The 13058-nt window shown below is 54.4% G+C and carries 11 protein-coding genes; 2 read left to right on the top strand and 9 right to left on the bottom strand.

From position 1 onward, the window contains the following. On the top strand, positions 1–230 hold a 230-nt coding region (locus J2X66_RS29205; protein ID WP_310271904.1), incomplete at its 5' end, for a hypothetical protein. 279 nt (positions 231–509) lie between these two features. Next, positions 510–1031 carry a hypothetical protein gene (locus J2X66_RS29200; RefSeq protein WP_310271901.1) on the top strand — a complete coding sequence of 174 codons (522 nt, stop codon included), beginning with the start codon at positions 510–512 and terminating at the stop codon, positions 1029–1031. Positions 1032–1361: 330 nt separating this feature from the next. On the opposite strand, the gene J2X66_RS29195 is transcribed toward J2X66_RS29200, so the two are convergent. The 9 genes from J2X66_RS29195 to J2X66_RS29155 form a co-directional block, all read right to left on the bottom strand. Next, positions 1362–2591: an autotransporter outer membrane beta-barrel domain-containing protein gene (locus J2X66_RS29195; RefSeq protein ID WP_310271898.1), complete on the bottom strand. Its 1230-nt coding sequence runs from the start codon at positions 2589–2591 to the stop codon at positions 1362–1364. Beyond that, on the bottom strand, positions 2533–5688 hold the full coding sequence (locus J2X66_RS29190; protein WP_310271895.1) for an autotransporter-associated beta strand repeat-containing protein: 3156 nt from the start codon (positions 5686–5688) through the stop codon (positions 2533–2535). The genes J2X66_RS29195 and J2X66_RS29190 overlap by 59 nt, the downstream gene beginning before the upstream one ends. A gap of 872 nt (positions 5689–6560) precedes the next feature. Next, complete coding sequence (locus J2X66_RS29185) at positions 6561–6989, bottom strand: response regulator (protein WP_310271892.1); 429 nt, start codon at positions 6987–6989, stop codon at positions 6561–6563. Positions 6990–7402: 413 nt separating this feature from the next. Next, positions 7403–7900: a hypothetical protein gene (locus J2X66_RS29180; protein ID WP_310271889.1), complete on the bottom strand. Its 498-nt coding sequence runs from the start codon at positions 7898–7900 to the stop codon at positions 7403–7405. Further along, positions 7893–8768, bottom strand: coding sequence for a winged helix-turn-helix domain-containing protein (locus tag J2X66_RS29175; protein WP_310271885.1), 876 nt, complete (start codon positions 8766–8768; stop codon positions 7893–7895). Before J2X66_RS29175 ends, J2X66_RS29180 begins: the two co-directional genes overlap by 8 nt. A gap of 115 nt (positions 8769–8883) precedes the next feature. Then, positions 8884–9726: a response regulator gene (locus J2X66_RS29170; protein ID WP_310271882.1), complete on the bottom strand. Its 843-nt coding sequence runs from the start codon at positions 9724–9726 to the stop codon at positions 8884–8886. Positions 9727–10296: 570 nt separating this feature from the next. After that, on the bottom strand, positions 10297–10797 hold the full coding sequence (locus J2X66_RS29165; protein ID WP_310271879.1) for a hypothetical protein: 501 nt from the start codon (positions 10795–10797) through the stop codon (positions 10297–10299). Further along, positions 10790–11656, bottom strand: a complete 867-nt coding sequence (locus J2X66_RS29160; RefSeq protein WP_310271875.1) for a winged helix-turn-helix domain-containing protein — start codon at positions 11654–11656, stop codon at positions 10790–10792. The genes J2X66_RS29165 and J2X66_RS29160 overlap by 8 nt, the downstream gene beginning before the upstream one ends. A 1148-nt stretch (positions 11657–12804) precedes the next feature. Continuing rightward, complete coding sequence (locus tag J2X66_RS29155) at positions 12805–12960, bottom strand: hypothetical protein (RefSeq protein WP_310271872.1); 156 nt, start codon at positions 12958–12960, stop codon at positions 12805–12807. Positions 12961–13058 lie beyond the last annotated feature (98 nt).

Genomic DNA, 13058 nt, shown 5'->3' with positions numbered 1-13058 from the left:
CGGCGAAGGATATTTGCTTCATCGGGGCTCAACCGTTCAGTTCGTGGGGCAAGCGTATTTCAGCAGACTTGGGAGTCTTTTTCAGAGTTTCCCTAAGAGATTTTGGTGCTATCGATGCTGATCTCGCAAGGCCCCTTACCGTCGCCCGCCTTCTCATCATTATAGGTCTGCTCTTGCTGGCTGGGGCTGTCATCGTCGCTCTCCTGTGGCTCAAGCTCCTTTTTTACTAGGGGTTCCACACCCAAACCGGGGTTGTAAGCGGTAACCGCCGAAAATTCCGTCGGAAAACGTCTGAAGCCAGGTTTCCGGCTATTTTGCCTATCCGACACGGTATCCCATGCATGTTTTGGCGGCTCAAAAAGGCCGTTTTCGGTTTGGTCGCGTCAATGCCGGAAATCATCTGTTTTGCGTCAATCCGCGCCAGTGCTGGCTTTCCGCGCTGGACGGAAAAATCGGGGGTTCTGTCTAACACCCCCTTAAATGCCGAATTCTGAGGTGCCCCCAAGACCATGAAACTTCACACGATTTTCTTCTGGCTGCTTCTGGCGGCCTCTGGCTCGTGTCAACATGCACTGGCGGCGCCTCCTTCCGTGTCTGCGGTTGACAGCACTTTGGTGATGCCTGCTGCTGTGTACGGTGCTACGCCTATGGGCGGCCAGGTTTCTGAGGCCGATGACAGGTGTGGTGCGCTCGACCTGTTATATTCGGCCGTACACAAACGGTTGAAAACGCGGTTTAAGTATTTACCCCTTGCACGCGACGCCGGACCAAATAGCGCTCGGCTAAAACTAGTGATCGTAGACGTCTTTACCATCAGTGCGCGTGGCCCTACTATCGTGCAGGCCGATGCCCTGCTCGAACGACCAGGGCGCCCAGCAGTGCAGTATCGAGCCCTGCGCCAAGGGCATAAGAAATGGTCGGATACCAACCCTAATTTGACGGAATGCAGCATGATCGACGCAGTGATCGACGCGTTAGCCATGGACATCACAACGTGGACGCTCACCCATCGCTTCCCCAAATCGCCATGACCAGGCTTAGCGGTCGGGCCGCTGATGTTATCGAGCCGCTACACCTAAGGTGTCACCGTGGCGACTCAATAGTGATTGATATTGGCATATTGTTTTACAGTACGATGAGTACGCCGGTTCTTGTTTAAAAGCGTCTCGGCAGGTTAGGACGACCAAGACCATCCTGACAGGGGCTGGAGTCCGGTGTTGCCGGCGCCAAAGCGCGCGATTAGCATGCCGCGGACTGGACGCATTTCTAGAGACAAAAATACCGCTCCGATGCGAAGTGAGGGCGAGTCCTTCCGAGGCAAAGGGGGGGGCAATTCTTCGGATGGTTGATAGGTCCGCCAACTACCAATTGCCTCTCACGCCCAGGGTCCCTTGTACATTGGAACTAATCGACGTATCCCCTCCAAGACTCCACGTGTGGCCTAGCTCACCGAACAGACTGATCGAGGGCGATAACGCCAGCGTTGAGCCGATAGCCAACTGTGCAGTATCGTAACTATTAGAGCTTTTGAGCTTTGTCATGCCTGCCGGTCCGGTGAACGAGGCGTTGCTGTCACTGAAGTTGGCGTGATTAAAATTCACTTGGGTATAGGGTGCAAGCCGCCCTGCGGGAGTGACCATGTCACTCTTGAGGCGAGCACCTAGACGTCCCACCCACCCATTACGAGCATCGGACCTTACTTTGGCCCCGCTGATGTTTACGTCGTCCGGATTGATTTCCTGATAGTTCAATTGCGCTTGCGGTTCGATGCTCCAAGGGCCTCCTAAGGCGAAAGATTCCCCCACCTCGATGGAAGCGGCAACACTGTATGCATCTCCCGAAACGTTGGGGTCGATATCAGGGTGAGCGGTATAGTTATGGCGCCCACCTTGTAGCACGCTGTCGATATACATGCCGCGGGCATCCATCCATGTTGCGTAGGCGCCTAAGTAGTTGGATTGCAAGTCATTGCTACCGACATTGCCTGTAGTGCCATGGGCGTTGCCGCTGACGTCGGCGTTGCCTTTGAGATACCCCACGTAAATACCGGCCCGCCAGTTATCGACCGCGATCAGGTCCGTACCGGCTTGCACACCACTCATGTTGGTGTCGGCATGAGACCTGGCAACACCCGACTGCTCAATATCGAGGTTGCTGGAGACTACCCGCACCCAGGATTGGCTGAGGGCTGCAGCGGAGGAGTTTGTCGAAGCACTTTTGGAGAAGTCATCCCCGATACGCTGATGGTAAGTGCCAAGCATTGCCAGGTCCGCTTGTTGCACTTGGGCAGGCAGGATGGAGAGCAATGGAACTTCGGGGCGAAAAGTCGGTACGCTAGGGAGCGCGGGCTCTTCAGGGAGAGGCGGTGCAGGCAAGCTAGTACGTAGATACCAATTCTCACCAGCCCCCTGGCTGTCAGCCGCATAGAGGCGATACTCAAACGCCCCTGCGTCTACATGACCGTTGGCGAGGGCAAAGGCGCTTTGATTGGTCTGCGCGGTAGTGCTGGCACCAGCAAGGCCGCTCACCACCTCAACCCCGTTGCCTGTGGTCGCCGCGCCAAGACCTCCCAAGTTGGCGATGACGATCACTAACGGTGGCGCCGCCACTTAATCCGGTCCCCAGCCTGAGTACGCCCTCCTGTCCAATATAAGCCCCAGTGACCCTTAGCGTGTTGCCAGAATTGGCGCCGAGCAAGCTGACAACGCCAGCATTGCGCAATCCGGCGAGATCCTGATGAAAGCCTGCCGCATCCAAAGTTGCGCCCGGCGATACGCTATAAACCGAAACAGCACTAAAGGCGTTCATTGCACCGGCCTGCAATGTGCCAGCCGCGACCGTTGTTGGGCCGCTGTACGTATTGGGAGAGGACAGTATTAAGGTGCCAGTGCCTTCCTTGGTCAGCGCACCAGTACCTGAAATGATGCCCGAAAGCGTTTCATTGAAAGCCCCGGTGTTGATAACAGGATCACTGATGCTCGTGAGAACGATTGCGTTGGCCACATTCAGGTCGCTGACTGAGAAACCTAGCGCAGTGCCTTCGTCCATCGAGAGGGCGCCCTCGCCGAGGGCGCGATTGTTTCCAATAGTGATCTGTCCACCTTTAAGGGCGGTGCCACCGCTGTACGTATTGGCTCCAGCCAGGGTCAGGGTGCCGGCGCCGGTCTTTGTCAATGTGCCCACTCCAGAAACGACGCCGTTCTGGATCAGCGTGCCCGTTTGAGTGTCAAAAGTGCTTCCAGTACTGCCCAAGCTAGTGTCACGCGTCATTGCAATATCGGCGGTTGTACGCAGCGTACCTCCATCCAACCTGAGCGTTCCCGCTGCCGCGCCCAAGTTGCTATCACTCGCAATCTGCAGCACCCCACCACTGATGGTGGTACCACCGATATAGGTATTGTTGCCTGCCAGGACCAGGGTGCCCAGGTCATGTTTCTCAATGGACGAAGTGCCCGCCAACACGGAGTTGATAGTTGCCGTATACCCGGCACCGCTTGACGTGCCGTCGCCGACACGGATGATGCTGGTCGGTGCTCCACTCAAGGTGATCGATCCATCGCTCAACACATAGCCGTCACTGGCGAACTGCATGCCCGCAGCAGTGACTTGGCCCAAGCTGTTGTCGACCGTTATAGTTCCTGCCTGAGCCATGAACTCAATAAAAGAACCATTGCTGAAAGCCGAGTTAACTGTGCCAGTGATATCAGTCCAATTGTCGTTGCTACCGGCAACCTGCCATACGCCATCGCCTCCATTGATGAATCCGTTATTTTTCGGCCCCGCCGCGCCATCCCAATAGTTAAGGGTGAGCCCGGTCGTGTTAACGAGATTGACCTGATTGGCTACCGCCGTCTGCACGCTCAGGGCCAGGGACAATGGGGTCGCGCCCAGAGCCAGACCATTGTTCGTCAGTGTGCCGCCATAGCTTATGATGCGATACACACCCGGCGCGAAAAAACCGCCTGCCGTGGTGGTGACATCCAGTGTGCCATCGAGGGTGAGGTCAGCAACAACCGTGGTGAGGTCATTCAGCGGACCGCCCACGGCTCCCGCCTGGCCCAAGCGGTAGCCCAGGATTGACCCTGCACTCAGCCCAAGATTCCCGTTGATGCTGAGTTGCCCAGGTGCAACGCCCGGGATGCCCGGTGAAAGTGTGGCGCCATCGGCGATACTCACACTACCACCCAAGGTGCCGGTGCCGCCTAGGATGGCGCCTGCGGCGACGCTGGACAAACCGGTCGCCGCCGACTGATCGCCGTTAACATAGAGCGATCCGGCGGCCACGTTAGTTGAGCCGGTATAGATGTTGGTACCGGTCAACGTGGTCTGTCCTGAGCCGATCTGCGCCACTGACCCGGTGCCGGAGATGACACCGCTGAATGAAAATGCATCCGCGCGATTGAAGGCCAGGGTGGCGTTGTCGGTGACATCGCCCAGAAGGCTGCCAGTGATACCACCATTACCTAACTGCAGCGTGCCCCCCAAGATAGTCCATGGTGTAGAAGTTGCCGTCGAGCCGGTCAACGCCCAGGTACTTACGCCCGCCTTTTGGTATACACCGAAGCCACGATACTGCGCCGCCGGACCAATCTGCGTCAGGTCGAACGATGCATTGGCCGATCCTCCCAAAATGAACGTGTCCGCCGGCGAAAAGGCTTCCACGTTGCCGACAACGTTCGAACTGGCTTGAATTTCCAGCGAGTTAATGCCGCCCGTGAAGGCAATGGCGTTCGCACGCGTTGTGCCATTACCGGCCAGTCCCCCGGTGACTCCGCCATTGTTTGTGACGGCGAGGTTTGTGCCGGTGATAGCGGCCCCGCCAACAGCGGACGACGTACCATTACCTCCGTTGATAAAACCACCGCTCGCGTTGGTAATTGTGCTTCCGGTACCTCCAACGATGCCAGCGCCGCCAGCGCCCGTTCCACTTCCGATTCCACCAGTGATGCTGCCGCTATTGGTGACGGTGATGTCTTCGACAGCATCGATGCCGGCACCGCCGGTACTGGCGCCGGTATTAGTGCCATCGCCGCCGGTTATGCTTCCGGTGTTGGCAATTGAGAGATTGGCGCTGCCAGAGGATGTAGCGTTGATGCCTGCTCCCCCTCTGTTCGCGCTGCCGATCACGCTACCGGCCCCTCCATTGCCTCCGATGAGGCTTCCATCATTGCTGATGCTTGCGCCGCTGCCATTCACCCATACACTTGAACCACCATCGACACTGCGGTCAGCCCGGGTCGTGCCTCCCCCTACCCCCCCGGAAATCACGCCCGCAGCAGAATTGACAAGGCTGATTCCTGCACCGACAAGAGCGGCGCCAGCCCCGCCGCTACCAGCTCCGCTGATGAGTGCCGTGGAGCCGTTGGCACCGTTGCCTCCTAAGATCGTGCTGGCATTGATCAGAGTGATAATTGGCGTGGTTGAAGGGATCGTCGAAGCAGTCGTATCCAGTACCACGCCCGCCCCACCGCCGCCGCCGCCAGAGGAAAAAACCGGATTGGCGCCCTCTCCCGGATTGCCGCCATTACCGCCAGTAAGATTCGCATTGACTGTCAGCGTAGAGGTGGAATTCAGGCTTCGTAGCATCAGGCCCGCGCCACCGCCACCGCCTCCGCCGCCGGCTGTTCCTCCGGTTGTATCCCCGGCCGCTCCGCCATTTCCTCCAGAAATAATCACTGCGCTGGTCACGCTTCCGATGTCGGTGAGGAATGCCCCGGCACCGCCGCCGCCACCCCCACCCGTTCCATTGGCCGGTGCGGACGTGCTGCCATCGCTGCCCGACACTGCGGCGCCGGCTTGAATTACGGCAGAACTCGTCGTGCCTACCGCTCCGCCAGCCCCTCCAGCGGATCCTCCAGCCTTTCCAGCACCTCCGACCCCCTCCTCAGAATTAGCCCCTGTGGCGGCGTTTGGTGGAGATGTCCCGCCACCTTGGCCGTTTCCAGCGCCTCCACTTCCGCCAATTCCAGTGTTCTGGCCACCGCTGCCGCCACCGGTCTCGGTTTCTGCGTGGACATTAAGGACTATTGACATGACTGCCAGTATTACGACGATGACAGAGAGAATATCGCCTGGTCGTTTCAGACACTTAGTGGCCATAGTGGAGCAGCTCAAACAGGATGAGTGTGTTTGAAGACTAGATGAAGTTTCTTAATCTGGGTCGTTTCCGACTGGGGGAGAAATGATACTGCACTGAGGGTATACACAAACGCACCCTGGCGCGTGCCCTTGGCCTGAAACGCCCGCAGCGGGCAGCTTAACGTCTTGACGGGGAATGTCTCGCGCCAAGTATTTAGGCGTGAGTGAACAACATGATTTTCGCTGTCGTGAGGGGCATCTCTGGCAGGCGCGTGGCGCTAGCGCCAATCAATGGTGCGCCACGATATCAGAATAGGCTAAGGGATCGAGCGTTCTGCCAGGAGGAGGTTGCGGGCGGTTCCGCTAATTCAAGGGCGCGAGTGCCTGACTGAGAAGTGCACCAGGATCAATACCGTTTGTGCATTCGCTCACTATAAAGCCAAGCCGGGACTGCTATGCAGGTTTTGTAATAATCCCTAAACTCATTGGCTGTGTTTTTTTTCACAGGCGTTTGCCATCGCAATAGCGGTAAGATGTGCGTTAATGCTCGCTAGAACCCGATCTGAGTCAATGGGTTTGGTGATGTAATCAATAGCACCAATCATCCTGCCATGCGCCTCATCTTCAGCTGTGGCACGCCCAGTCAAGAAGATGATAGGAATATCATTCGTCTCCGCTGCCCCCTTCAGAGTGAGGCACACCTCATAGCCATCCATTTCCGGCATCACGATATCGAGCAAAATCAGATCTGGCTGCGGATGAGCCCTCGCTATTTCTATTGCTTTTAAACCGTTAGTTGCAATTTTGACATGATAACGACTCTTGAGCAGCGAACTCATAAACCAAAGATTTTCCGGCGTATCATCTACGACCAAAATGGTCGATTTTAACAATGAGCTATTACTTTCCAATGAAGAACTCCACTTAAATCTTGAAAGACTGTGATGATATTAATTCGCCACCAAAAAACATTCTACAGGATGGTTACAGTCCGTTTTCATCCTGCCCCATCAAGGGCATTGAGGCACGACATTAAGTTATAGAAAAACCAACCAAAACTGGATATTAGCTTTTAAATCGCCGTATACACACCACTGAGCATTTGATTCTCATACATTCAAAAATAGCCGGCCCCAGCCCTCCTAGCTCGCCAACTTTGATTCGAGCACCGCGTGACGACACCAAACCAAAATCTGTCGATCCACGTCAAAAAAACTAGAGGGTCCATACCTCCCTAGGGAGGGTACCCTTAACTGGCCCTGCGCGATTGACCGAATGCGTCACTCGCAAGACCGAATGCGCCAATTCTGTGTGAGCATTCATCTCATCGCCGGGTGCACAGCATAAAAAAGCCGCTGCCATCATCAATTAGGTAGCGCGTCGAGCCTACCGATTGGATTTTAAAACTCAGATCGCTTTTAGGCTGAAAAATGAACATTCCTAATGAGTTAAACCACTCCGGACTCGATCCCTCCGTGTCACTTTTGTTGCTGCCTACAACATCGATGTGTAAACGGCTGTTGTTTTGGTCCATTCGAAAAACGCTTTGACGATGTATCTCTCCAATTTCCTCCCTGGTGTCACCGTCGATGAAGCGACCGCTTAGACCTATGCCGCTAAGCCCGCCAGGCTTCAAATCCAATCGATAGCGCGCCATCAGCCACAGCGCGCGCGTCTTGGCAAGAACCTCATGCGCCCCCTCGCCTTCGCACCATAGGTCGCGACTGACCTGCTCGCGCACGAATTCACCGAGCAGCACGCCGGATAGACCAACAACAATAAAGAGCAACGACCACCAGAAAGATGCAGGAGGACTAACCACGCGGTTGCACCCCAATACAACGGCTCTGAGGAGACTGTAATTCACCGTCACAAAATATTTGACCTACCCCGCCGCTTGCGGGCAAAAGATAAAGATGGAGCCTGTCGAATGAGATACCGAGCAACACGGCTATTTTCTGACTGCGCGGAATTAATGACTGGAAGGATGATGTGGTCTGAGGGTTCAAATCCGACGTCGAACGATAGACTTGGACTCCGCTTATAGTTGAGGGGGCTGCAAAATCCAATTGCGCAGAACCACTGCCTGGGATCAATCCGATAGCCCCCAACATAAATGCCAAGAGCCCCCATGCGAGCAATGCGAGCCAGCCCCTCCCATGCGAAGACATGCTCAGCGCACGCGGCAGGCGCACGCCCAGCCTCTCTGAGCTAAGCACTTTCACCCCCGACATCGACGGTACTTGTACCGCTCTGTCGTTACCGCATGCTTCGCGTTGCCCGACCTGAACGAAAGTCTCGCTAACCAGCGCCTTCTCACATGTGATTGGTGTGCTCAGCGGTTCGCTCGACAACTCTTCAACTCTCACTCCATCAGTGAGCCGGTACCCAATTCGGGGAACGGTTTGAATAAAGTCGCGATCTGGCTGAAGCTTTTCTAGCGCCAACCGCAATTGCCGGACCACTTGAGCAAGACTATTGTCGGTGACCTCCAGACCATAACTTCCCCACGCCCCAGCCATTAGCTCGCGCTTGCGCACCACCTCGTCTTTCGATTTAAGCATTACTGAAAAACACCGACTCGCAATTGCCCCTAAGCGCAAGGGTTCTTCATCAAGGGCGCCTACACGAAACAATAGAAAGCGGTCTTCATCAAATATAAGTTGCTCATCGATCAGCACTTGACCCATGGCATCCCTCCACCAGCGAAAGCAGAACGCCCTTTGTCGAACTTTAGATACTCATCGCGCACGCTCGGTCGATTGCCGCCCCTGCTCACTCCTCCCAGGCTCCTCTCACTCAGCGTCAAACCTGGAACCCCCGCTGCTGTGAAAAATGTCGAAACTGATTATCTACCCTCAACTTAAAGGCTTCAGGCTCAATAGGCTTTGTTTCAAAGTGAATCGCACCGAGCTCCAGACCTTTGCGTCTGACTAGTGGATCACCAATGGCAGAGATAAAAATAATAGGGATGCGAGAGGTGCGAGCATCTTTGGCTAAGCGACTGGCGAGCTCAAAACCGTCCATTCCCGGCATCATTACGTCAAGCAACAACAGGTCCGGCGGCGAACACGAAGTGCATATCGCAAGCGCTTCGTGACCATATCGCGTGACCTGAACCCGATAATCGTTTGTAAATAATTCAGCCGTCAGACTCAGGTTGTTAGGCGTATCATCGACGACAAGCAACGTAGGCCGACCAAGGTGCTCGTCCATTAAACGAGCACCAGAGCACACAGATAGACCCCGCATCCGCGCAGTACTGGTCAAATATTGCATGGCGCGCTTGATGCACAAATCAATATCCGCGGCAAGAATAGGCTTCAGCAGAACACCAACGACACCGCTAGCGATAAGCTCGTGAATTTGATCAAACTCTTCCTCGCCCAGCATCAGGATGCATGGCAAACGCTCCAGATACTTACGTCGACGAAGCAATTGAAAAAATGTCATACCGTCCACCGAAGGCATGTTTTGTTCAGCAATGACCATGTCGACTGGGCACGACCGGACTATCTTCAGCGCCTGCAAGCTATTGCTGGCCATTAACACTCGACGGACACCCAGTACACCCAGCCGAGCAGCGATGGCCGCACACGTTGAACTGGCACTATCAACAACAAGAATTACTGCGTCCGACAAAGTCATCCACGCTCCTGCCAATGAGACTCTAAATATAATATTGATCCATGCAAACACTACCGATGATAGTGCGCATAGCCAACCAACAGCCTGCTGACATGAAGACACTAAAAACTTAAATCACCCGTTTTCACTGCTCGAAAAGCGTCACAAGGCAACATCATGAAAAGTAGAAATGCTGGTCGACTCGAGCAATCACCTGAAAATCGCCTACTATCGAAACTATAACTGCACCCCATGCTACGAGTAATCGCACGCGCCAATCACCTTTTAGGAAAACCCAAATTGCTAAGTGATTCCAATAGTCGATTTTTTTTTGCAGCGCGCGGCTAATCATTTTAAATGCCAGCGCCTAATCCTTATAATGGCTACATATATTAAAACATGATCGTTTGGAATTCTGGTCAGATTGCGCCAACGATGCGACCGAATACGCCAATCTCATGTGCGGTATTCGGCGCCAGCACGGGATCACCGGCGTAATTAAAGGTACGAAGCGAGTGGATACGCCTAATCGTCAAGCAGAATCTGGTGTTACCACTGGCCACTCATTCAGCGCGGCAACTGCTTCCGGTACTAACGTCTACTGCACAAGATGAAAGTGTCATTACCATCGTCGATTAAATAGCGCGCCGCAGTTAGCGGGCGAATCCAATAGCTGAGGTTAGCGCTCGACTGGAAAATAAACATCCCCAAAGATCCTTGGAGATCAACCCCTGAATCCTCTCCGTCGCCTTTGGCGCTTTGCAATACGCTGATTTGCAAGCGAGCCCCTTGCCTCTCCATTGAAAATGCACTGTTGCGCTGCAAACTACCGATTACTGCTCCGGAGTTGGCATCTAGCACATGTGCCATCATGCGCATATGGCTTGGCCCGACCGGATTTAAACTCAATCTGAAGCGTGTAATTAACCAAGCGGAATTAGAACTCATTATCACCTGGCGGGCACTCTCCCCAACGCACCAAAAGTCGAGGCTTTCTTGACGCTCTGCCGATAAACGACCCAGCACCAGGCCCAATATCACCGTTAGAGCGAACGCAACTAGCCACACTATATTGCGCAGGTGCTTAATCATGTTGAACGCCAACACAACGACTAGCAGCCTTTTCTAACTCCCCATCGCAAAGGATTTGATTGACCATTTGACGCGACGAGATCAAATACAGATGCAGATTCTCCGCTGACAACCCAATTTTCGCGGCCAGCGTTCTATTGCGCTCGACAATGCCATGCAATTGCGACTGCGACAGAACGTCAATTCCCGTAAGGCGAGGATGTACATGAACGTCACCAATCACCACCGGAGCAGCGTGATCCAGAGCAGCAACATCCACAGGCATCCACCAAGCTTGCCCCATGAAAAAAGCCCCACCTCCCCACAATGGCAATGACAGCCACACCACCCACTGTTGCCATGACAATGCCGATGACACCAAGGGCAATCTTGACGACATCTTACTTAGCCGCGTGGTGTCGACGGATGGTGCACGCGGCCCTTCCTCAACATCAGCAACTCCCGATGGCTCGACAGCAGGAGCGAATTCGTTGGTTCCCACATTCTCACCTGACATTTCTGTCGGCCGGGAAGATACCGATAACACTTCTACCTTCACTCCCTCACAGAGTTTGTACCCTATACGCGGCAAGGTTTGGATAAACTCGCGATCAGGGCATAACTGCCCCAGCGCTAGACGTAGTTGCCGGATAACTTGGGCCAAACTATTGTCCGTCACCTCTAGCCCGTAGGCTCCCCACGCCCCATCCATCAGCTCTCGCTTACGTACTACCGCGCCACCTGAGCTAAGAAGCAAGGCTAGGCACCGACTCGCAATGGACCCTAAGCGCAAAGGCTCCTGACCGTTAGCATCCGATCGAAATAAGAGGAAATTGTCTTCATCGAACACCAACTGCTGATCAATCAATACCTGGCCCATAGCACTCCGATAGACAGGAGGAGCACGCGGTTCGGAATCGCCGAACTGCTCACTTTGGAGTTAAGCGGCCGTTTCGGCCTTACGCCATAGTTTTTGCAAAATAACCTCCCCCCGCAGCTCGCGACGGCTCAATCGGGGCTTGAACGGCAGGGTACAGACCTCAAGATGAGTTACATCGGCTTGAGCTTAAAAGTATGTAATGGGATGGTCACCGCTGCCCACGATCGCATCTCTGTGCCAGCGTGAATGGTGCCTCCATCCACTAGCATGAAGGGGCAATCAGCCATGGAAATCAGAACTGTTGATCGACCTGGCCAAAAAAAATGTTTGTGCGACCTGAAAGTCGAGTGAGTTTCTGTTTCACAGGAGAAGGTACGAGCTGATGAAACCGGCTGCTCCATCAGCCGCTCCCTACCTAGACATGCGGAGCCGGTAACGTAAGCAGCTGGCGAAGTCATCTACCAAACGGGCAGGTTAAGGGCCATTAGGGCAACAGCGTCCACGTACATCCGCCACTACAAATGGCGCACCCGTCGAGCTTTTCAGGGAGGATTTTATATCCTGATTCGGCCTAGCCGCCTCACTTGCTGCCGCAACCTTAGGTACAAAAGAAAAACGAATTATCTATGCCCCCTGTTCCGGCTTACCCTTCTGCTGGTCCTAGGTATGCCCATCGCCACTCAGGCTGCGAACCTGCATCGCTCGACTTCCAGCGTTTCTTTCGCGATCACGACAGTAATAACGACGGTTTTCTGCAGAAATCGGAGTTGCTGGCGGCTGCTGAGAAGCAAGGAGATTACGGCGGCACTCTCACTGAGCCTATCACGACTGAAAACGCTACTTCACATTGGATAGCAATCGGGACAACAAGCTGTCGTTGAATGAGCTATGGGAATGTGGTCTGCATCATGGGCCTATATGTCTTGAAGGTATGTGTAACCCCCGGTAAGTCTGAGTCATCTTGCGCAACTCAGGCGGGCCTCCACTGATTCGGGTGTAATTGAGCAATCTAACTGGCCCGTTGCGTTGGCAGTCGCTGTAGTACGTCCTTCAAATACCCACTCGCCACGGATATGGCCCTCGACGGTGAACATGCCCTGCGTGTAGTCACGTTTTTCGCTGACATCCTCATCCAGCCAGTTTCTCGATCACTGTTTGGTCGCGGGTGATCTTCTTGCCATCGTCTCAACGGTCTTACTTAGCGTGTCGACTTGATGGTCGAGTGTCTGAACACGCTGCATCAACTGCGCCGCCAACGCGTGCAGTTGTTCAGGACTCAGGTAGCCGAGATTGGGCAAAGTCATGGTGCCGATTTTGCCAGCGCAGGCAGTACGCGGCGTTAAATCGATAAGCAAGGCGCGCTTGCCGGAAGTTCACACTGGCGTTGCAGAATATTGGCATC

The sequence above is a fragment of the Pseudomonas sp. 3296 genome (assembly GCF_031456615.1).
GTDB lineage: Bacteria > Pseudomonadota > Gammaproteobacteria > Pseudomonadales > Pseudomonadaceae > Aquipseudomonas > Aquipseudomonas mucoides.
This window is presented reverse-complemented; position numbering and strand designations above follow the sequence as displayed.

Bases quoted from the DNA above. Each gene is read 5' to 3' on its own strand.
- J2X66_RS29175 (WP_310271885.1), bottom strand. From the start codon at position 8,768: ATGGGTCAAGTGCTGATCGATGAGCAACTTATATTTGATGAAGACCGC.
- J2X66_RS29200 (WP_310271901.1), top strand. From the start codon at position 510: ATGAAACTTCACACGATTTTCTTCTGGCTGCTTCTGGCGGCCTCTGGC.
- J2X66_RS29160 (WP_310271875.1), bottom strand. From the start codon at position 11,656: ATGGGCCAGGTATTGATTGATCAGCAGTTGGTGTTCGATGAAGACAAT.
- J2X66_RS29165 (WP_310271879.1), bottom strand. From the start codon at position 10,797: ATGATTAAGCACCTGCGCAATATAGTGTGGCTAGTTGCGTTCGCTCTA.
- J2X66_RS29155 (WP_310271872.1), bottom strand. From the start codon at position 12,960: ATGACTTTGCCCAATCTCGGCTACCTGAGTCCTGAACAACTGCACGCG.
- J2X66_RS29170 (WP_310271882.1), bottom strand. From the start codon at position 9,726: ATGACTTTGTCGGACGCAGTAATTCTTGTTGTTGATAGTGCCAGTTCA.